Genomic DNA, 20,771 nt, shown 5'->3' with positions numbered 1-20,771 from the left:
ATGATAAAAAAGATTTACCATATAATTAAGTTAAGTTAAATATTTAATTAAATAAAATGTTTTTTTAATAAAAGTAGGAGGAAGGAGTTGTTGATGATGGCAAACGCAGCAGAACTAGAAGGGAATCAATGTAAGGAAGAAATCAGTTTCACGTATCATAAACAATCTGGATATATAGGTTTCATTTGGGCGATGGCAGCTGTTATGGTAGTAGAAACAGCAGGGGTATCGTATCTTTTATATAAATGGAGTCCGATTCTGCACTGGATTCATTTGATTCTATCAGTCTCAGTTATTGCTTTCCTAATCGTTGATTTAAAAGCAGTCATCAATAATCCCATCATGATAAAAAACAATCAACTTTTCCTGAAAATAGGCGTTCGTCCTGAGGTGACCATATCAATAGAGAATATTAAAGAGATTAAGAGCGGGAGCCTCTATCAAGACGATAGAAAGAATAAAGAAGTTCTTGATCTATCGTTGTTCAGCCTCGATGATCCAACCTTTGAAATACTGTTAGACCAACCTATTGTAGATAAAACCATGTTTGGAAAACCAAAAAATATCAAAAGGATTTTCTTCAGTGTTGACGACAAAACCTCATTCTCAAATTTAATAAGAGGACAAAAATAAAGGATAGAGCTGCGACTCTATCTTTTTCGTTTTTAGAGGTATGTCTAGGCAATAAATGGTATGATAAAAAATATTCTAAAAAAGGAGAGGTTGGAAATGAGGATAAATTATAATGGGCGCAAGTTTGTTTCGATTGAAAATACTGATAATGGAGAAGTTTCTTCACAAACCATCTTTCAATATAAACAAGAAGGCTCCATCATCTCGGCAACCTACAGCGGTGGAGAAATCATCCAGGGGACATTAATTGGGTTGGTCATGGAAAATGGGAGCTTAGAGTTTAGATACAATCACGTGAATTCAAAGGATGAACTTAGAGGTGGGAAATGTATTTCTACACCAACCATCTTGCCGGATGGAAGAATTAGACTCTATGAAAAATGGAAGTGGCATGACGCTGAAGCTACTGAGGGAAGTTCAATTATTGAAGAAATGATTTGATGTATACATCTGTCCATTTTGACAGTAAGAGATATCATTTTAGTGCCAGGCACTGCCCAATCCATTGGAAGGTGCCAGGCACTTTTTTTAGCAGACAAAATATCTAGACGATTTAACCCTGTTCAATCTGATTCAGACGCTCCAATATTCTTCTTTTTCGGAATAACATTTTACCTGCTTCGGCAACATCATTGATAGACGAGCGATTAATAAACGCACCAAAAATCATTCCCGCAATCGGAATCATTTGAAATAGCTTCTTCCATCCAAATGAATCTCGGTAGGTGGTAACCACTTCACGCCATCCTTGCAATTGAGAAACCATTTGTTGATTCTGCTTTCCTTGATTAAAGGATGAAAGTTCCTCTAGAATCGCCTTTTTCCCGACAATATCGGAGGAAGTAAATTGCAGGCACTTCACGATAAAAATTCTTTCTGATTTTTCTTTCGGGTCATATCCATAACAAATCGAAATCTCTTGGAGGACTTTGAGTGATAATCCTAATAACACGGGAATATCAATTGCCAGTGTAAACAGTCCACCAATCCCCGTCGTTGCACCTTGTACCGTTGCCATTTTGGAACGGGAATTTCTTAGATCTTCGGCAACTTCATCCATTTTGCTTATCGGAACCTGTTCAAGTAATCCAATTTGAAGCTCATCGGTTCTCAAATCAGGCGCAAATTTCTTCAGTATATTTTCTTCCTTGATTAAGTATTGTCCGCCTGTTTGGATGTAATTCCCTAATTCATCGATGGCCAAGCCGATTTTATCCTGAATAAATTTTGGGGTTAGCTTATCAAGCAGCATGAATGGCAAGCGGCCAATCTTTTCCCAAAACCATAAATCCTTCTGTTCCTTTTCCCACGTTTCAATCTTTTTTAATTCATCTTTTAAATAATCTATAGATTCTACCTGATTCATAAAGTCCACTCCATCTTTATCGTTTATTAATAGGTTTCTAGGTATATACGGAAAAACACCAACAAAGTTTCAAGCTTCAATTATAGAGTTATATGAGAAGGAATAATTCAAACATAAGTAAAATATTTATATAAGAGTAGTCTGTCCATCCCTGTAAGATTCAAGAAGGGAGCAAAGTCTTTGAATCGGAATCGAAATAGAAATGTACAATTAACCATATTTTTGCTATTTTGCTTACTCATCATTCTAATCGTTCACGCGGTTCTTCATATTAAAATTTATATTGTGTACAGCACAGGGCTTGGGCCTCTTTTCGTCATTGGATTGATTATTTTCCTGATTGTTCTCTTATATTACAAAGGGTGATAGAATTTAACAAATAATTTGAATTTACAACTTTTAAATGGTAAAATATAGCTCCACTATGAATGAAAGCATCTGCAGAATCGTTGTAGATGTTTCTTTTTGTGTCTGTTCGGCTATACCTGAATGTTGATTGGGAGAGGGGATGGTTTAAGAGAATGAGTTCCAAAAAACAAAAATCAGTTCGTGACCACAAGGATTATCAATTAGAAGTTGAGCGCTTAGAGTTTACCAAAGAATACATAAAAAATGTTTTGGAAATGTCAAAGGGAAATAAAGAACAATTCGTAGAAAATCTGAAGGAAGCTTTTGCTGATCTTGATACTTCAGATAGTAGTTTAAGTTACATGACCTTGCTAACGAATGCCCAGTATTTAGAATTGGCACAGAGTGAATTGGAAAGATTGGCAAGCGTCATTGGAAAACCGTACTTTTCGAGAATTAATTTTAAAAGCAGCGGTGATACCGATGAAGAAATCTTGTATATTGGGAAAGCCTCACTGTTTGACCGTGTTAATCAAATTCCTATTATCGTTGATTGGCGTTCTCCGATCGCAAATGTTTACTATGATGGCCGGTTAGGGGAAGTCACCTATGACGCCTATGGCGAAACCCAGAGTGGTTATTTATCTCTTAAAAGACAATATGAAATTGAGGACGGTTTTCTAAAAGAAATCAGAGATATCGATTTAACTACACATGATGAGCTATTACAGAAATCCTTATCTGGTAAAGCAGACAATCGCTTAACCGAAATTGTCGCGACCATTCAAAATGAACAAAATGACGTCATTCGAGCCTCTCTTAAACATCCGATTATCGTTCAAGGAGCTGCTGGAAGCGGTAAAACAACGATTGCACTCCATAGAATTTCTTACTTTCTCTATTCTTCAGGATATCGATTTCCTCCAGAAAAATTAATGATTCTTGCACCAAACCGATTGTTTATTGATTATATTTCCGCTGTTTTGCCTGATTTAGGGGTAAACAAGATTAAGCAAACCACCTATATTGATTTTATGAGAAGTAGTCTGGGGAAGAAAATTAAATTATTAACGCCAAACTCAAAATTATTGGCCCTTATGAAAGGGGAAGGAAAATCTAAATGGTTACATTGGGTGTCGGGTTATAAGGGCTCCCTGGATTTTAAAGTACTAATCGACAATTATGTAAATGAAATCGAACATAATCTTGCACCAACAAAGGATTTTATTATTGAAAAATCGCTTCTGATGAGAGGGCAAAAAATTAATAAACTATTTTTAAAAGAATTTAATTACTTACCAATCTATAAAAGGCTGGATAAAATAAAAAATTTATTAGCCAATGATTTACGATTAAAAAAATCGATCATCCTAACCAAGATTAATAGTAAGTATGACGAAGCTTTAGAAAAGGCGCTATACAGTACTAGGATGGACGCAGATAAAAGAAGAGAAAAAGTCGTCACCATCATGGATACAAAAGAAAAACGAATTCGTACAGTAGAGCAGGAGTCAAAGGCGGCTATCAAGAATTATATGGATCCTTTCGTAAGAAAAGATATTTTTACCTTATATAAGGAATTGATGACATCGCCAGAACTTTTACACAAATATTCACACACGCTCACAGAAAAAGATTGCAAGAAACTAAGCCTCTATAATCAAAAGGTCTTTGCCAAAAAGGCAATGGAACTTGAGGATTTAGCTCCATTATTTTATATGAAAGCGAAACTTGAGGGCATTGATGAACCCTACAAAATGAAGAGTGTTTTCATCGATGAAGCACAGGACTACAGCTATTTCCAATTTGCAGCAATGAAGGAAGGCTTTGAAACAGATTTGTTTACGATTGTGGGAGACTTAGCGCAGGGGATTCATTCCTATCGAGGATTGGACAGCTGGGAGCCTTTAGTTACGGAAATTTTTCCAAATGCGAATTATCATGCCTTACAAAAAAGTTATCGAACAACGGTTGAAATCATGCATTTAGCGAATGAGATTCTTTCCATTATGGGCAAAGACTTGCCAATTGTACAACCGGTCATTCGGCATGGAGACAAACCACGCTTTACAAAAATGGATCCTTCCAACCTTCAACAGGTAAAAGGATTACTCGAACAAGATATTCAATTACTGAAAGAGCAAGAGCTCAACTCCATAGCGATTATTGGAAAAAACGACAATGAGTGCTTGAGAATATTTAAAATGCTCGAGAAAAGCGATCTGCCAATTCAGCTGTTAGAAGAAAAAGAAGATATGAAAAAAGGATGTGTCGTCATCGTACCATCCTACCTTTCAAAAGGATTGGAATTTGATGCCGTCCTGATCGTAGCTTTGGAAGAAGCGTATCGTGAAGAAGAGTTGGATATTAAATTATTGTATGTAGCGATGACAAGACCGATGCATAAGTTGTATTTATATGCGGCCGAACCATCACAATTGTTATTAGAAAAAGTAAACATTTCTCATTTGGATATAAAATAATAGTGACAGGCACCATTCAAATTTGAATGGAACCTGTCACTATTTTTTCGTATATGTAACACCGTGCACCTGCCTCTGATGAGAACAACCAAGCGTTACTTGTAAAGACTAGCTCAAACTAGGCTGACCCGCGGCACATAGTAGTGACTACTTATGGCTGCTTCCTTCCGGACCTGACCAGATTCATAGGTACCATTGCGCAGGACCCAGTTTTTCAACACTATTTTTACAAGGCAGACCTTACATGTTCAAACCTCGGGCAGGAGTTCAACCCCGCTATGGCGGATTGCGGGTAATAGGGCACCGCCAACTCCCCGTCTAGCACGGTATGTATAGGCTAGACTATTACTTATGTTATATTTATAAAGCTGGCGCATGAAATGGCTGTAAGCCAGGTTCTGTTCCTTCGTGCTCAAACGATGCCAATCTCGCACAACAGGTGTAATCATATGACTATCAGTCAAAAATGACCGATCCATCCGTTTGGTTCATTTCCCTCAGGATGGTGCCCCTACCAAAGTTTGGGTTGCTCGCTCGCGGGGTTTACCCGTTCCATTTCTTCCGTTTCCAGAAGAATTCGTCACTGTGGCACTTTCAGGGTACTAAGAGCATATCCATGATGGACGTAGCATCATTTCCCCGCCGTCAGCAGTAAATACTGCTGCCCACCTTTGCAGATGGCACGAACACTCCGGGCGTCTCAGCACCGGGCGAGCCTGGACTTTCCTCAACTCATTATACATGAGCCGCGATTACTCACCATTTCATGTTTGTGTCTCTCGACTACGGTTATAACTATATCATGTGAATGGATTATAGTCATTAGGAGGGTCTCTCCAGAGGTGGTTAATTTTGGGTGTCATCATAACGAAAATCCTGAAGTGAACGAATATTTAAACAAATTAATGTATATATATAGAGAGAAAGTTAGTAACCTCATGAAAGGATGATGTCTGAATGGATTGGCTATGGCTGGTTGGTCGGGCAGTATTTGGTCTTTATTTTGCTTATTCAGGTCTAAATCATTTCATCCAATTTCAAGGTTTGAAGCAGTATGCATCCTATAAGGGAGTACCAGCACCAGGACTATCTGTTGTGGTAACCGGATTAATGCTCCTGGCAGGAGGATTAAGTATCCTCACAGCATACTGGGTAGAATGGGGGCTTTACTTATTAGTAATTTTCCTCGTTGTTTCAGCTTTCATGATGCATAATTTCTGGAAAGAAACCGATCAGAACGCCAGAGTAGGCGAGATGAATCAATTTCTAAAGAATATTGCATTAGCAGCCGCTGCTTTAATGTTACTTTCCATCACGAATTGGACTTGGTAACACAAAAACTAACTAAAAATTCTTAGCCTAGGGGAAACTGACTCTAGGCTATTTTTGATGCTCCCTAAACCCTGCAAGGTCGGTTTGGAACGTATATCGGGGATTCGCACATAAATTTGTTACTTGACGAAAAACAAATTTTGGAATATATTTTAATTAACGATTAACAAATTGTTAATTAAAACGAGGTGAAAAAATAATATGAGAAACAAATTTCAAACACCAGATGGTTACACCAGTGATATTGCTGTCTTTACCATAACATCGGAAAGTAATGGGGAATATAGACCACCCATAAAAAGTTTGAAGATTATGCTGATTAAAAGAAGTGAGCAGGATCATGAAGGAAACCCCAATATTGAAGCAGGAAAGTGGGCACTGCCAGGTGGATTCGTTCAACCTGATGAGACTGCATTACAAGCTGCAGAACGCAAACTTAAGGAAGAGACAGGAGTGGATGGACTGCGAATCAAACATTTTGGCGTTTATGATTCCCCAAGTCGGGACAAAAGAGGCTGGATTATCTCAAATGCTCATTATGTCATAGCGAATGAATCTTCCTTAAAGAACCGCAAAACTACTTATGATGCTCAAGATATTCAACTCTTTTCTATGGAAGAGGCTCTAGCCCTTAATCTTGCATTCGACCATCGCAGCATTATTGATGACGCCCTATGGTTTATTAAGAAGGATATGGCCCTCACCACACTTGCAAAACATTTCCTTCCGGAAGTATTCGTGTTATCAGAGCTGCAAGGCGTTTTATTAACCGTATTGGATGATCCAGCCATCTCGACCGATGCCGCATTTTTTAGGAAAGCACCCACACTGCCCTTTATTGAAGCGGTTTTGGAAAACGGAAAACCAAAGAAATCAAATGCCTATTCAAAAACACCAGCGCAGCTGTACCGGTTTACCGATTATCAACCAATTGTTTCTGTTTATAGAAATAAATTAAAAGGCTAGGGGAGAGATACAAATGGGGATATTCAAGAATTGGACGCGATTTGAAATAGGATGGTTGTTAACCTTTACTTTCATTAACATTTACTTGTTCTTTGCTTGGTCAGACTCACTACTAGGCTTTATTTCATCTATAAGCGGTATGCTTTGCGTCGTTTTGGTTGCTAAGGGGAAAATCGCTAATTACTATTTTGGGATTGTCCAAACATTAACCTACGCCTATATCGCATATGGCTATGGTCTTTACGGTGAAGTGATGTTAAATGCGCTGTTTTATTTTCCGGTACAATTTATCGGAATCTATTTGTGGAAAAAGAACAAAACCGAACAGGGTGTAAAAGGGGAAGATGTCATGGTAAAAAGTCTTACAAAAACCGGCTGGTTCTATACGTTGTTATCGATCCTCATTCTTACGATTGGATATGGCTTTTTCTTAAAATACCTAGGCGGCAATCTTGTATGGACGGATTCAGCCACAAATGTTTTATCGATTGCAGCACAAATTTTGATGTTGAAACGGTATACGGAACAATGGCTCTTATGGATTTCAGTCAATGTCTTATCGATCTTCTTATGGCTGGGTGCACTTATCTCTCAAGGTGGAAATGATGTCTCCATGTTAGTCATGTGGTCAGCATTTCTGGTCAATAGCATTTACGGCTATGTGAACTGGAGAAAGTTATCAATCAAACAAATTCAGGAGGCGGCTTAAATGACAATTGGGTTTATCGGAGGAAAATTCTTGCCCCTGCACCTTGGTCATGTTTATGCCATTGTTCACGCCTCAACGATAGTGGATGAACTGTATGTTGTTTTATCTCATAGCGAATTACGAGACAGAGAGCTTTGTAAGAATACAAAAATGAACTATATTCCAGCTCAAATCCGGTTACGCTGGCTTTCGCAATTAACCAAAGATATGCCGAATGTAAAAGTAATCAGTATTGAAGATGATCAAGATAACGACAATTACAATTGGGCAGAGGGAGCACAATTCATAAAAAGAGAAATTGGAAAGCCAATCGGTTACGTGTTTAGTTCAGAGCATGAATATAATGAGATGTTTAAAGAATTATATCCTAGTGCAAAGCATAAACTGATTGATCCCACGCGCTCACAAGTAAACATCTCAGCTACAACCATTCGTAACGAGGGTGTCTTTAAACATTGGGAGTTTATTCCTGATATTGTTCGGCCTTATTTTATAAAAAAGATTGTGTTAATTGGGACAGAAAGCTGTGGGAAATCAACCTTAACTCGAAACCTTGCCAAAATCTATAACACTACCTATGTCGAGGAATATGGGCGGTCTTTATGTGAAGAATTAGGCGGCTGCGACGGAATTATGGTGAAAGAAGATTATCAACGAATTGCTTATGGGCATAAGATGGAAGAATTTAAAGCAATTGAAAAAGCAAATAAGCTTGTGTTTATCGACACCGAAGCCATCGTAACTCAATTTTACTCCCATCTATATAATGAAGCAGATCAGCCGATCCTTGATGAAATCGCAAAACTACAAGATTATGATCTATGGCTTTTCCTGGAGCCCGATGTAAAATGGGTGGATGACGGCTTGCGTGTTCACGGTGATGAGAAAGTTAGGGACAAAAACAATCTGCACCTAAAGGATTTATTAAATAAGCATGATATTGACTATAAGATCTTGATGGGTGATTATGAGAGACGGCTTAAAGGTGCCATACAACATATTGAAAAATTGCTGCAGCAATAATTCTCCACTAAAACAAACTGTTGAAAAGCAGTTTGTTTTTTTACTATTTAAAAAGTATTGTAATTTTAAAACTTTTAAAATATAATAAATCTAGTTTTTATTATTGTTATGATGTTTATAATGTTTACGTTTCATACATATCGTTTACCTTATCCAGAGAGGCAGAGGGACTGGCCCGATGACGCCCGGCAACCGCTATATTTATATAGTATGGTGCCAAATCCTACAGAACGAGTTCGTTCTGAAAGATAAGGAAGAGTATCGTCATAAACCCTCTTCCTATCTTTCGGAAGAGGTTTTTTTTATGGGCCGAAACAGCAAAACACGAACATTAAAATAAAATATTTAAAAAATGTTCGATTTTGTATTGCTATATTTAAACTTTTTTAGTAAATTAGTAGACAAATAGTAATAAAAACGAAATATTACACAGGGGGAACATCATGAGAAAACTACTTTCACTTATCGTACTAGCTTTAGTCCTGCTTGTAGCAGGATGTGGGGCACAAGAATCATCTGGGAAAGATACTTCGTCAAACAAAGAGGATAAGAAGAAAATCGCACTTGTTCTGCCTGAGAAAATTGGGGTTAACCCATTCTTCCAGCAAATGGATGAAGGTGCAAAAAAAGCAGCAGAAGAATTTGGAGTGGAATTGAACACAATCGAATCTACTGATCATTCAGCAATCGAAGAAAACCTTCGCGTAGCTGTGGCAGAAGGATACGATTTAATCATTACTTCATCATTTGAATCTGAGGATGCATTGAAAAAGGTAGCAACAGAAAATCCGGATCGTCAATTTGCGATTATTGATACCGTTGTAGACCTTCCAAATGTTCAAAGTGTAAATTTCAGAGAGCACGAAGCGGCATTCCTACTTGGAGCTGCAGCAGGTCTTTCTACCAAAACCGACAAAGTGGGTATGGTAGTAGCAATGGATATTCCACTTATGAAAAAATGGTCAGTTGCGTTTGAACAAGGGTTGAAGGAAACCAATCCAGACGCGGAGTTCTTAGTAAACTACGTTGGAGGATTTACAGATCCTGCGAAGGCAAAAGAATTAGCTTTATTACAAGCTTCTAAAGGAGCAGACTTCGTGGCAGGGGCTGCTGCAGTCGGTGATCTAGGAGTATTTGAAGCAGCAAAAGAAAAGGGATTTTTTACATCAGGTCAAGACGTTGACCGTACTGAGGTAGATCCTGAGCACGTAGTTCTGTCACAGCTTAAAGGAACAGATGCTGCTGCCTATGAAACGATAAAAGCATTTGCAAATGGCAATTTTAAATCTGGTGTGGTCGAGTATGGCTTGAAGGAAAAGGGCGTTGGCTTAACATATGTAACACATGAAAGCAAAACTCCGCTTAACAGCTTTGTTGGACAAGAAGTGATTGACCAAGTAAAAGCACTTCACGAAGAAATTGTATCTGGAAAAAGAGAAATCAAAAATCCACTGAGCAATTAATCTGAAAAAAGTAAACCGACTGCACAATGATGTAGTCGGTTTCGATTTTTAAAGGGGGGCAAACCATGACCTATGTGTTAGAAATGAAGGAAATGACCAAAAAGTACGGTGAGTTTCTTGCGAATGACAAGATTTCAATACATTTGAAAAAAGGAGAGGTTTTGGCCATTGTCGGCGAAAATGGTGCCGGAAAAACGACCCTAATGCGGATGCTTTATGGACTTGAACAGCCGACCAGCGGGGAAATCATACTTAATGGTAAGAACGTCAAATTTTCGGGACCGCTCGAGGCGATTGAAAATGGAATTGGTATGGTCCATCAGCACTTCATGTTATTCTCTGATTTTACTGTAACAGAAAACATTGTTATTGGTCATGAACCGAAACGGAATGGTTTCTTTAATAGAAAAGCTGCGGCCGAAAAAGTAAAGGAACTAAGCAATCAGTATAAAATCAATGTGAATCCATTGAAAAAAGCTGGGGACTGCTCGATAGGGGAGCAGCAGCGGATTGAAATATTAAAAGTGTTATATCAGGGTGCGGATATTATTATCCTCGACGAACCTACAGCGGTGTTGACGCCTCTTGAGGTTGAGGAACTTTTAAAAACCATTGAATTTTTAGCACTTCAGGGCAAGAGTATTATTCTTATTACCCATAAGCTTCCAGAGGTAATGAAGGTAGCGGACCAAATTACCGTGCTAAGAAATGGCCGGGTGACAGGAAATGTGTTAAAACAACATACAGATGTTGAACAGTTAGCTACCTTGATGGTTGGACGTGAGCTCCAAAAGCTTACCGAGCGAGTCCAATTGGACGGTGAACCTCTTCTAGTAGTCGACAACCTCACCATTGGCGGGAAAGAGGAGAAACCCATTTTGGATGATCTTTCTTTAACCGTACACCGTGGAGAAATTGTCGGAATTGCAGGGGTTTCAGGGAATGGTCAGTCCGAACTAATCCAGGCGATTACAGGTTTAAGAAAAATCGATAATGGCAGTATTCGCTTAGGGGAGACAATCTTGGATGGCACATCTGTAGCAAATCGAAGAAGTGCGGGTCTTGCCCATATTCCTGAAGACCGTTACCTATGGGGAGCGGCGAAGGAAGCGACTGTCGAAGAAACAGGTTTAATGGGGTATTATCGAAAGAAAACCTTCAATCATTCTTCCTTCATTCGACTAAATGGATTCCGCGAGCTTCTTAAAGGATGGATTGACCGTTTTGAAATTAAAACACCTTCCTTAGATGAAAAATCCGGAAACCTATCAGGCGGAAATTTGCAAAAATTAATTGTCGCCCGTGAACTTGGATTTGAAACAGATTTCCTCATTGCTGCAGAACCAACACGTGGTGTAGATATCGGCGCTATGGAATATATTCATGAAGCGATCATAGAGAAACGAAATAATGGAGACGGAGTCCTTCTCGTCTCATCCGAGTTAACGGAAATACTGACGTTATCAGACAGAATTGCTGTTATGTATGAAGGGAAAATTGTGGACATCCTTAATCGAAAAGAAGCGACGGAAGAGAGATTAAGCGTACTTATGGCAGGAGGAAACGAGAATGAATCGCAAGCGAAAACTACAACAACTGCTTAAATCGTTGGTACAGCCTCTTACGGCCGTGTTAATCGGACTCCTGACAGGTGCCGTTGCGATTAGTTTAGTAGGGGCTTCTGTTTTGGAAACCTATAAAGTCATGTGGGACGGGGCATTTGGTAACTTTTACTTTGTTACTGCTACATTTGCGCGCGCCACTCCTATCATTTTGATCGGTTTAGGGCTGGCCATCGCCTTTCGTGCTGGTGTATTCAATATGGGGGCAGAAGGTCAAATGGTGTTAGGTGCTGTCAGTGCTGCACTTGCTGCTTTATATGTTCCTGGATCTGGAATCATTAAAATACTAGCTGCATTGGCGGCTGGATTCTTAGGAGGGGGCTTATGGTCGCTTCTTGCGGGATGGATGGAAACGAGATTTAAAGTTCAATTATTGATTTCTACCTTACTGTTAAACTATGTAGCGGTATTATTTGCCGGTTATTTAGTTTCGCACCCGTTTCAAGACAAAAGTGGCTCGGCTGCTTTAGCGCAGACGCCGATGATTGACCAGGTGGCATGGCTGCCTAAGCTATTCCCAGGTATGAGTGTTCATATGGGATTTGTGATCGCCATTGTTTTAGCGATTATTCTATTTATTATACTTCGATTCACCTCAGCGGGATATGAAGTAAGAATGCTTGGCTATAACCCATTTTTTGCTGAGTATGGCGGGATTAACAAGATAAAGGTGCTGTTGTACAGCATGTTCTTTAGCGGCGGGATTGCTGGACTAGCAGGGACTGTAGAAGTTCTTGGTTCACAATATCGTTATGTGGAAGGTTCCCTGACCGTACCAGGTTATGCTTGGACTGGACTGATGGCAGCCCTTTTGGCAAACTCGAATCCTCTTGGTACAGCGGTTGCTGCGATTCTGCTTGCTGCACTCCAAACAGGGGCAATGGGAATGGAACGGAATACAGAGGTTCCGCTTGAAATTGCCAGCGTGATTCAGGGTGTGCTTATTCTTTTTGTAACAGCTAAAATCACCATGAATTGGTGGAAAGTAAAGAAGAAAGGTCGTGACATCCATGGAGCTGCTTGATCTCACCTTTTTTACATCGGCGATTCGAATGATCAGTCCTATTCTATTGGCAGCTTTAGGAGGGGCAATATGTGCTCGCGTTGGAATTTTTAATGTTGGGCTTGAGGGTTTAATTTTAGCTGGTGCTTTTTCTGCTATTGTTGGAAATTACTTTAGCGGGAGTGTGCTCGTAGCCGTTTTAACTGGGGCACTGGGTTCCGTACTAGTTTCCTTGTTATTCGGTTTGGCGGCCATTCGATTAAAAGCAAACCCAATTGTAGCAGGTATTGCGATCAACTTTTTAGTTCTCGGCTTGACTACGTTTGGACTTCGAGCCATTTTTGATGTAAAAGGCGCCTTTTATGATAAAAACATGGAAGGTCTTCCGAAATTGGATATTCCGGTAATTGAAGGGATTCCTGTTGTCGGGAAACTTCTTTCTGGACATTCACCACTGGTATATATCGCCTTTTTAGCGGCAATAGTGTTGTACATTTTCTTTTACCGTACCGTTACGGGCTTCAGAGTCCTTGCAGTGGGCAAAAATGAAGCAGCAGCCAGAAGCCTTGGCTTAAAGGTTACACTTTTACAATATGGTGCCATTGTTGCGTGTGGAATCCTTTGCGGTTTGGCAGGAGCCCAGCTCTCACTTGGACAAGTAACAATGTTTACAGAGGGCATGACGGCAGGTAGGGGATTCATCGCACTTGTGGCAATGATGTTAGGTCAATCCCATCCAATTGGTATCGTTGGATCTAGTCTTTTATTTGGACTGATGGATGCACTGAGCATCAGACTTCAAGGTTTTTCAATGCCAACCCAATTCACAGCGATGCTGCCATATATTATCACCATCTTCGCGATGTTCTTCCTAAAAGACCGCGGGGCAGATTCACAGCTTTCAGGGCAGCAAAGCTCTAGGTAAGGACGAGGAGGATATTTATATGAATAAAGCAGAAAGAATTAAAAAAACAAGAGTTCCGGCAGTCGACCCCAAGCTGGCAAAGCGTCTGCCGCCTGGCCAGGCATTAACAGAACGTTTCCCGATTCTTCATGAAGGGGATGTCCCGGAGTATGATATGGAAAAATGGGATTTAAAGGTATTCGGTGAAGGGGTCGAAGAGGTCGTACTTTCTTATGATCAAATCAAAGAAATGCCACAGACGGATATTAAGGTTGACATCCACTGTGTAACCCGATGGTCTCGCTTTGACAATCGGTTTACTGGTGTCAAATTCAGTGATTTTCTTAAGGAAATTGGTGTCACTGCTAAAAGTAAGTATGTAATGCTTCATGCTGATCAAGATTATACAGCTAATATTGCTTTGGAGGATTTGCTTAAAGAGGACGTTATCTTGGCACACTCCTTTGAAGGAGAACCATTATCAGCTAAGCATGGATGGCCGCTAAGGCTGGTGGTACCACATCTTTATTTTTGGAAAAGTGTAAAATGGATCCGCGGAATTGAGTTTATTGATGAAAACCAGCCAGGGTTCTGGGAGCAAAACGGTTTTCACATCAATGGTGATCCGTTTAAAGAGGAAAGATTCTCAGGTGAAGACCTGCCAATACCAGAGGATGAATGGGAGAGAAAAGACTTTGACTAAACAATTGCCAAATCTAAAAGTAACATCAGATATCCTGCCAGAACGAGTTTTGGTATGCGGAGATCCTGGTCGTGCGAAAATTATTTCAGAGTTATTGGATAATCCTGTCCTACTTGCTCAAAATCGTGAGTACCACACATACAGCGGAGGCTGGAATGGGAAACAGGTGGCTGTAGTGAGCCATGGTGTTGGAGCACCTGGTGCAGCTGTTTGTTTTGAAGAACTGATTATGGGCGGCGTACAGTCCATCATTCGAGTAGGAACAGCTGGTTCTTATCAAAAAGAGGTTACACCGGGAAGTTTGGTGGTCAGCACCGCTGCGGTGAGCTGTGATGGATTAACGAAACAAATTGTTCCTCCTGGATTCCCAGCCGTTGCAGATCGTAAAGTTATTGAGGCATTAATGAATGCGGCAGATTTGACTGGGGGAGACATCCCTGTAAATGAGGGGATTACCCTCACACTTGATGCCTTTTATTCAGGAGTCCTCGAATTTCCACATCAGCTTTATAAAAAAGCGGGTGTTGTAGCAGTCGACATGGAAAACTCCGCTTTATTTGTTATTGCTGCTTTAAAAGGGGTAAAAGCTGGGGCGATTATGGCGATTGACGGCTATGCGGATTCCGAGCTTCGAGATGAATACAATCCACACAATGACTTGGTCACGAACGCGGTGGAAGCTGAGATGAAAATAGCTTTAGATGCAATTGTATCGTTATAAGTGTTAACGGAAACGCGGGATGGGTAAAACCATCCCTTTTCTTAGGTGATTTTCGTGAAGTGCTGAGAATTAATAGGCGGAGAATTTACGGCTAATGTTATAGAGGCAGCTTAAGAAGCAGATATAGGCGGAGATATTCCGGTTAACTGCTTTAAAAAGGACAAAATCCTAAGGATTTTGATTTAATAAGCGAAAAAATTCCTTCTATTTTTGAGGAAATATGGGTATTTCCCAAGATAAACGGAAATTCTCCGCTTATTTCCAAACAAATCAACATTCAGTTTTGTTTAAATTGAAATTTTCCTAGTGCCAAGTACCAGTTATTTGAGATAATAGTTGCATGTGTTTATTTTTAGGCTGAATGGAAGGCGAAAACATGAAATCAACTACGTTTTATTATTTAGGATTAATTTTTGTATCCATTGTTTGGGGAATCAATTTTGGGGTTTCACGGTGGGCAATGGAGGTGTTTCCTGCCGAGGTGTTTGTATTTCTTCGATTTGGTCTAGCATTGCCTGTCTTATTTCTTATTTTAAAGTGGACAGAAGGCAGTGTAAAAGTGGAGAAACGTGACTTACTCAAACTAGCTATTATAGGTTTGATTGGCGTGACGGCTTTAGAAATTATGGTTATGTACTCGATAAAATATACAACCCTTGCAAACGCTTCTTTATTAAATGTTGCACCTTGGCCGATTTTTGCAGCTCTTTTTGCACCATTATTTACGCGTGAAAGAATAAGCGTCAGAGTGGCAATAGGCGGATTTATTGCTTTAGTTGGAGTAACGTTGATTATCCTAGGGGGAAAAGACGGTTTTGACATTAGTTCTAAATATATGATAGGAAACTACATTGCTTTAGGTATCAGCTTAATTGGTGCACTATTTAATCTGGCATGCATGCCGCTGATGAAAAAGTACTCACCTCTGCGGGTAACCACATGGTATGTCTTATTTGGATCAGTATTTTTGGTACCGTTTACCGTTGATAAATGGAACAGTATCCAATGGGGGAATCTCACCATAATTACGTGGGGAGCCGTTGCGTATAATGTGTTACTATGCACTGTCGCTGCATTTGTTGTCTGGAATATCTGTATGAAACACGTGGGCGCCGCCAAAGCAAATTTCTTCCGTTATTTCGTACCAGCAGCAGCTGCTGTCGCGGGTGCGTTATTCTTTAATGAAGCAATTTGGATTACACAAATCGTTGGTGGATTAGTTATTATTCTAGGTTTAGTTTGGATTGGAACGGAGAGAAAACAGCAGATACCGCCCATTATAAATATCTCAAACTCTAATCGTTAAAATAATAGCTTATTAAAAGGCTCGGTCTTGATTGGACCGGGCCTTTTATCATCCATGAGAATAATGAAAGGTTCGTAATGATTTTGGCAGCATTTGTGTAAAACACTACATGTTTTTTTAGGAAATTGAATAAAGCATGATATAAAAAATAATAACGGATTCTCTTTTGGAGTAATGCAAATAGCCAACCAATTCGCATATGAATTGGTTGGCTTATTTTTTGTTGGTATATCAACGCTTATTTGATTTTCAACCTCACATTCACACCCGGATACGACTCATTTTAGCGAAATGACAATAACTATTGTCATACGGTTATTTGAAATGATAAATCACTTGCAAATTGACTTACCAATTAACGTGCAAAATTCGATGGAAAGGATTAGAGGGTTCCTAAATCGAATATATAATATGGTTATTACGAGCGGAACTTATTCCACAAACGGTCAGAATTATGGAATAAGAGAAGACATTACTTAATAGATAAAGTGAGGTTTAAAAAATGAATGAAAATGAATTGGATTTTGTATTTGAAGACATTATAGATTTATCTAGAATGTGTAAATTTACTAATTGCACTCATACCAAAGAGCCACATTGTGCAGTTAAAAAAGCTATATCGGAAGGTGTCCTTTCTAAAGATAAATTCTATGCCTACTATAGAGAAAAAAACGAAGAAGAACATATTTTGAAACAAAAGAATAAAACAAAGGCTGTTGATTATATGAAACAGAGGAAACTTTTTCAGGAACCTTAGATAGGATAATACTTCGCCAAATAAGTATTACTATTCAACAATCGGGTACGATTATTGAATTAGCATAAAAAATTGGGAACAAATTTGATACACATACAAATGTTAAAAGCACTGCAAAATTATATGGGATTTACGATGTTTATTAACTTTTTGTACTCCTTAAGAGAACCCGTTATAAAAATAAGGATCGTCTTGTGAGTAAGACGATCCAATTATTTACGCAATGGAGTGAATCCAGTCGGAAATGTCACTGATGACTTGTTTATCTAGCTTTTGGGCAACTTTATACTCTTTTTGTGCTTTTAGAATATTTCCATAGATAGAAGGCATAAACATATGATTTAAGTTTGGATAAAGTTTAAACGTTGCATTTCTCTTATCATCTAGTATTTTTTTATACCCCTCGAAGTCTTTCTCAACCTTTGCTTGAACATCTTTTTCTCCTTGTAAAATAAATACAGGTTTATCTAATTTACGCAGATAATCACCAGCCGGATGTTCGCCCATTTCTTTGAAATAGTAAGCTCTGACGTATTTTCCTAACACTTTGGTTGACTTTGCTTCCTCATCGTTTAAATTGTATAGGTTTTCAAACTTGGCTGATAATGCTGTTATCTGTTTCCGTGCAATCATTTTTAACAACCAATTCAATGAATCTAAAAGATCATCATTTTGGGATATCATAATTTCTTCAAGTTTTCTTGGAGAACCAGCCATCAAAATCAATCCTGCAAAATTTCCACCTTCCGCATCAATTCGTGGAGCTAACATCCCTCCAAAACTATGACCGATAATAAAAATTTTGTTTGAATCAATCCGTGAATCTTTTCTTAAAAGTTCAGCGGCAAGAATGGCATCTTCAATGGTTTCTTCTTTCACTGACATTCCGGTATCATCTTTCATTTCTTTACCATATACAAATGTTCTTTTGTCATAACGAAGCACAGCAATTCCTTTTTCCGATAAACCTTCAGCTAGGTCTTTAAATAGATATGTATTTCCAGCTTTTGAATCCATATTCCCTGGACCCGAGCCATGAACCAATACAATCGCCGGAAGCAACCCGTTTGGTTCATTTGGAATGCTTAATATTCCATTTAGTGGATACGGTGTTCCAGCGCCAATCACAATTTTTTCATCTGTCATTTTTTAACCTCCATCAATAACATATCTTACCTACGGAACTAGTTATGTATAATCTAGTTAAAATTTCCTATTTCTTATTTTATTCTAGGTTTTTCCAAAAAGTCCTTTTTTACAGTTTATGTTAAACTTCTACTATAACGGGATTTTTTAGAAATGAGGGGATTACATGAATTGGTCAACTAGGCAATTAGAGATAAATGATGTTCCTATATTGTTAGATTGGTATAATAACGTAGAATTACATTACATAGCAAACGCGAAAAAATATAAACCTTATACACTGGAACAATTAACGGATTATTGGTGGGAAAAATTATCTAGGTCAAACGCTACATATTATGTCATCCTTTTTGATGGTAGTGTGGTGGGAAGAGTGGGATTAAAAAAGAAGGAAAAGGACGTTGAATATTCTATCTTAATAGGTATTCCGACCCTGTACTCGAAAGGTTTAGGAACACAAGTAACAAAGTATTTTATTGCTAAAGCATTCTGTGACCCTGATGTTATGTCGGTTTATTTAAATGTTAGAAGTGATAATCTTCGTGCGATAAAATGCTATGAAAATGCAGGATTTAAGACAACAAAAGACTTTTATGAAAATCACACGAAAATGTTTGAAATGAGAATAGAGAGAGGTTAGTTAAATATAAAAAAAGGTATCGACAGATTGATTGGAAAAGTGTAAAATAAGTGAATCTTAATAAAAATCCGCTTACTGCGGTCGAGGTTGTAGCACCCCTCGCTAAAAAAACTAAGATGAAGCGGCATTTCTCTTAGAGGTGCTGTTTTTTATTGTTCATCTTAGATTTTAAAGGGAGAGTGTTTTTTGTGAGAATACTATTGTATTTAATTTCAATCGTTACTGCGAACGTCGTAACCGCAGCGTTTGCACCATTAACGATGGGGGTATTTATCGTTCCAATGGGAACATTTCTAATCGGGGCAACATTTATCTTCCGTGACCTTGTGCAAAACAAGTACGGCAGAAAGAAAACATATATGTTTATTGGATTAGCACTATTATTATCGGCAGTGGTTTCATCCATTTTAGGGGACACACTAATCATCGTTTTAGCATCTGCCGTAACGTTCGCGATCGCGGAAACAACCGATACAGAAATTTATTCAAGACTAAAATTGCCAATGAGCTTACGCGTTCTATATAGCGGAATTGTTGGAGGGATCTTGGACTCAGCGATTTTCGTGGTTCTTGGTTTGAGTCCGTTAGGCGCAAACTTCCTGCCTTGGGAAGCTGTTCCCGCAGCTATTTTAGGTCAAGTAATTGTTAAAACGATCATTCAAGGTATTGCCGCACTGATCATTCACCAAACGAATAACATAAGCAAAAATACAGTTGCGAACTAAGGTAAAGCCCCAAACTCTATTTTTTCCGAGTTTGGGGCTTTTCATTTATTCATAGTCTGCCAGCGTATAGTACGGACTATGGTAGTCATATAATCTTATTATCTTGCAATCTTCAGAAAAGAGGTGTTTGTGATCATGTTTTCTGTTACAGGAATGCAGACTTTCACATTCTTTTCAATGCCCCATGTTCTGTCGTTATGTCTCTTTTTTCTAACCTGTTTCCTTTTCATCCATTACAGGAAAAGCCTTAAATCATATCAAAGGATAATAAAATGGATCTTATTTACAACATTAGTATTATGTGAAGTTTCCTTTCATTTGTGGTTAATCCTAACAAACCAATGGGAAGTGGGGGACCTCCCGTTACAGCTTTGTTCATTAAGTACGTTTTTATCGCTGTTTTTATTTTTAAAACACAATCAGAAAGTGTTTAATCTGTTATTTTTCATCGGACTTCTTCCTGCGATATTAAGTATGATCACACCTGATATCATCTACCAATTTCCTCATTTTCGATTCTTAAAATATTTCCTTCATCATTCAGCCATCCCATTAGCCGTTTTGTACTTTATCCTCTTTGAAAGGTACAGAGTTCCTAGAAAGGCAGTGTTCACCAGCTATCTTACGTTGAATGTGATAGCCGTACCAATATTTTTCATAAATATATGGTTGGACACCAATTTCTTCTTTTTAGCCAGACCTTCGGAAACAGAAACCTTACTATCATTTTTCGGCAGTGGAATGATGTATTATATAAGCCTTGAAATAGCCGCGGTCATCGTATTTATCATTACGTATATTCCCATGGGAATTTTGATACGGAGAGAAAATAAGCCGCGGGTTCAATGATAAAGGGTACAGCTTTTGGGAAAACCGTACAGTTTATACAAAAAAGCGTACAGCTTTACGGAAAACCGTACA

General features: G+C 38.7%; 20 protein-coding genes, 2 other RNA genes and 1 riboswitch. Of the genes, 18 read left to right on the top strand and 4 right to left on the bottom strand.

The genetic code is table 11. The annotated features are described in order from the left end of the window. Positions 1–90: 90 nt before the first annotated feature. Together ACN6MT_RS20785 and ACN6MT_RS20780 are read left to right on the top strand one after the other, a co-directional pair. On the top strand, positions 91–633 hold the full coding sequence (locus ACN6MT_RS20785) for a hypothetical protein (protein ID WP_419887845.1): 543 nt from the start codon (positions 91–93) through the stop codon (positions 631–633). Between the two features lie 96 nt (positions 634–729). Beyond that, the gene (locus tag ACN6MT_RS20780) at positions 730–1,074 is read left to right on the top strand and encodes a n-acetylglutamate synthase (protein WP_174524406.1); all 345 of its coding nucleotides are present in this window, start codon (positions 730–732) and stop codon (positions 1,072–1,074) included. Positions 1,075–1,186: 112 nt separating this feature from the next. Here the strand turns inward: ACN6MT_RS20780 and ACN6MT_RS20775 are convergent, their stop codons facing one another. Beyond that, complete coding sequence (locus tag ACN6MT_RS20775; protein WP_419887844.1) at positions 1,187–1,999, bottom strand: EcsC family protein; 813 nt, start codon at positions 1,997–1,999, stop codon at positions 1,187–1,189. A gap of 521 nt (positions 2,000–2,520) precedes the next feature. On the opposite strand from ACN6MT_RS20775, the gene helD reads away from it, so the two are divergent. Beyond that, positions 2,521–4,830, top strand: a complete 2,310-nt coding sequence (helD, locus tag ACN6MT_RS20770) for an RNA polymerase recycling motor HelD (RefSeq protein WP_419887843.1) — start codon at positions 2,521–2,523, stop codon at positions 4,828–4,830. 61 nt (positions 4,831–4,891) lie between these two features. Here the strand turns inward: helD and ffs are convergent. Both ffs and rnpB read right to left on the bottom strand, forming a co-directional pair. After that, positions 4,892–5,157, bottom strand: an RNA gene (gene ffs, locus ACN6MT_RS20765) — signal recognition particle sRNA large type. Positions 5,158–5,212: 55 nt separating this feature from the next. Then, an RNA gene (rnpB, locus tag ACN6MT_RS20760) (RNase P RNA component class B) lies at positions 5,213–5,594 on the bottom strand. A 193-nt stretch (positions 5,595–5,787) separates the two neighbouring features. Between rnpB and ACN6MT_RS20755 the strand changes: the two genes are divergently transcribed. From ACN6MT_RS20755 to ACN6MT_RS20700, 12 genes are all read left to right on the top strand, one after another. After that, on the top strand, positions 5,788–6,162 hold the full coding sequence (locus ACN6MT_RS20755) for a DoxX family protein (protein ID WP_063252498.1): 375 nt from the start codon (positions 5,788–5,790) through the stop codon (positions 6,160–6,162). A 201-nt stretch (positions 6,163–6,363) separates the two neighbouring features. Continuing rightward, positions 6,364–7,128, top strand: a complete 765-nt coding sequence (locus ACN6MT_RS20750; RefSeq protein WP_419887842.1) for an NUDIX domain-containing protein — start codon at positions 6,364–6,366, stop codon at positions 7,126–7,128. A 13-nt stretch (positions 7,129–7,141) separates the two neighbouring features. Beyond that, positions 7,142–7,837: a nicotinamide riboside transporter PnuC gene (gene pnuC / locus ACN6MT_RS20745; RefSeq protein WP_419887841.1), complete on the top strand. Its 696-nt coding sequence runs from the start codon at positions 7,142–7,144 to the stop codon at positions 7,835–7,837. After that, positions 7,838–8,860 (top strand): multifunctional transcriptional regulator/nicotinamide-nucleotide adenylyltransferase/ribosylnicotinamide kinase NadR, encoded by a 1,023-nt coding sequence (nadR, locus tag ACN6MT_RS20740; protein ID WP_419887840.1) that lies wholly within the window; start codon positions 7,838–7,840, stop codon positions 8,858–8,860. Between the two features lie 146 nt (positions 8,861–9,006). Next, positions 9,007–9,115: riboswitch (SAM riboswitch) on the top strand. 188 nt (positions 9,116–9,303) lie between these two features. Then, positions 9,304–10,323 carry a BMP family lipoprotein gene (locus ACN6MT_RS20735; protein ID WP_419887839.1) on the top strand — a complete coding sequence of 340 codons (1,020 nt, stop codon included), beginning with the start codon at positions 9,304–9,306 and terminating at the stop codon, positions 10,321–10,323. Positions 10,324–10,388: 65 nt separating this feature from the next. Continuing rightward, the gene (locus tag ACN6MT_RS20730) at positions 10,389–11,927 is read left to right on the top strand and encodes an ABC transporter ATP-binding protein (RefSeq protein ID WP_419887838.1); all 1,539 of its coding nucleotides are present in this window, start codon (positions 10,389–10,391) and stop codon (positions 11,925–11,927) included. Next, positions 11,893–12,969 carry an ABC transporter permease gene (locus ACN6MT_RS20725; RefSeq protein ID WP_419887837.1) on the top strand — a complete coding sequence of 359 codons (1,077 nt, stop codon included), beginning with the start codon at positions 11,893–11,895 and terminating at the stop codon, positions 12,967–12,969. The genes ACN6MT_RS20730 and ACN6MT_RS20725 overlap by 35 nt, the downstream gene beginning before the upstream one ends. Continuing rightward, entirely contained in the window at positions 12,956–13,873 is a 918-nt protein-coding gene (locus ACN6MT_RS20720; RefSeq protein WP_419887836.1) for an ABC transporter permease, read from the top strand. Before ACN6MT_RS20725 ends, ACN6MT_RS20720 begins: the two co-directional genes overlap by 14 nt. A 19-nt stretch (positions 13,874–13,892) precedes the next feature. Then, entirely contained in the window at positions 13,893–14,555 is a 663-nt protein-coding gene (locus ACN6MT_RS20715; RefSeq protein ID WP_419887835.1) for a sulfite oxidase-like oxidoreductase, read from the top strand. After that, positions 14,527–15,276: a nucleoside phosphorylase gene (locus tag ACN6MT_RS20710; protein WP_419887834.1), complete on the top strand. Its 750-nt coding sequence runs from the start codon at positions 14,527–14,529 to the stop codon at positions 15,274–15,276. The genes ACN6MT_RS20715 and ACN6MT_RS20710 overlap by 29 nt, the downstream gene beginning before the upstream one ends. Before the next feature lie 376 nt (positions 15,277–15,652). Further along, positions 15,653–16,582, top strand: a complete 930-nt coding sequence (locus ACN6MT_RS20705) for a DMT family transporter (RefSeq protein WP_419887833.1) — start codon at positions 15,653–15,655, stop codon at positions 16,580–16,582. 502 nt (positions 16,583–17,084) lie between these two features. Continuing rightward, positions 17,085–17,339, top strand: coding sequence for a hypothetical protein (locus ACN6MT_RS20700; RefSeq protein ID WP_419887832.1), 255 nt, complete (start codon positions 17,085–17,087; stop codon positions 17,337–17,339). A 216-nt stretch (positions 17,340–17,555) separates the two neighbouring features. Here the strand turns inward: ACN6MT_RS20700 and ACN6MT_RS20695 are convergent, their stop codons facing one another. Further along, positions 17,556–18,485 carry an alpha/beta hydrolase family protein gene (locus ACN6MT_RS20695; protein WP_419887831.1) on the bottom strand — a complete coding sequence of 310 codons (930 nt, stop codon included), beginning with the start codon at positions 18,483–18,485 and terminating at the stop codon, positions 17,556–17,558. A gap of 166 nt (positions 18,486–18,651) precedes the next feature. Between ACN6MT_RS20695 and ACN6MT_RS20690 the strand changes: the two genes are divergently transcribed. The 3 genes from ACN6MT_RS20690 to ACN6MT_RS20680 all read left to right on the top strand — a co-directional run bounded on the left by ACN6MT_RS20690 (position 18,652) and on the right by ACN6MT_RS20680 (position 20,699). Continuing rightward, entirely contained in the window at positions 18,652–19,125 is a 474-nt protein-coding gene (locus ACN6MT_RS20690; RefSeq protein ID WP_419887830.1) for a GNAT family N-acetyltransferase, read from the top strand. 188 nt (positions 19,126–19,313) lie between these two features. Further along, positions 19,314–19,850 (top strand): VUT family protein, encoded by a 537-nt coding sequence (locus tag ACN6MT_RS20685; protein ID WP_419887829.1) that lies wholly within the window; start codon positions 19,314–19,316, stop codon positions 19,848–19,850. 135 nt (positions 19,851–19,985) lie between these two features. After that, positions 19,986–20,699, top strand: a complete 714-nt coding sequence (locus tag ACN6MT_RS20680; protein ID WP_419887828.1) for a TIGR02206 family membrane protein — start codon at positions 19,986–19,988, stop codon at positions 20,697–20,699. Positions 20,700–20,771: the final 72 nt, after the last annotated feature.

The organism is Neobacillus niacini (assembly GCF_048572935.1).
In the GTDB taxonomy this organism is placed as follows: Bacteria; Bacillota; Bacilli; order Bacillales; family Cytobacillaceae; genus Neobacillus; species Neobacillus niacini.
The sequence above is the reverse complement of the archived record's forward strand: the minus strand, read 5'-3'. Positions and strand labels throughout refer to the sequence as shown.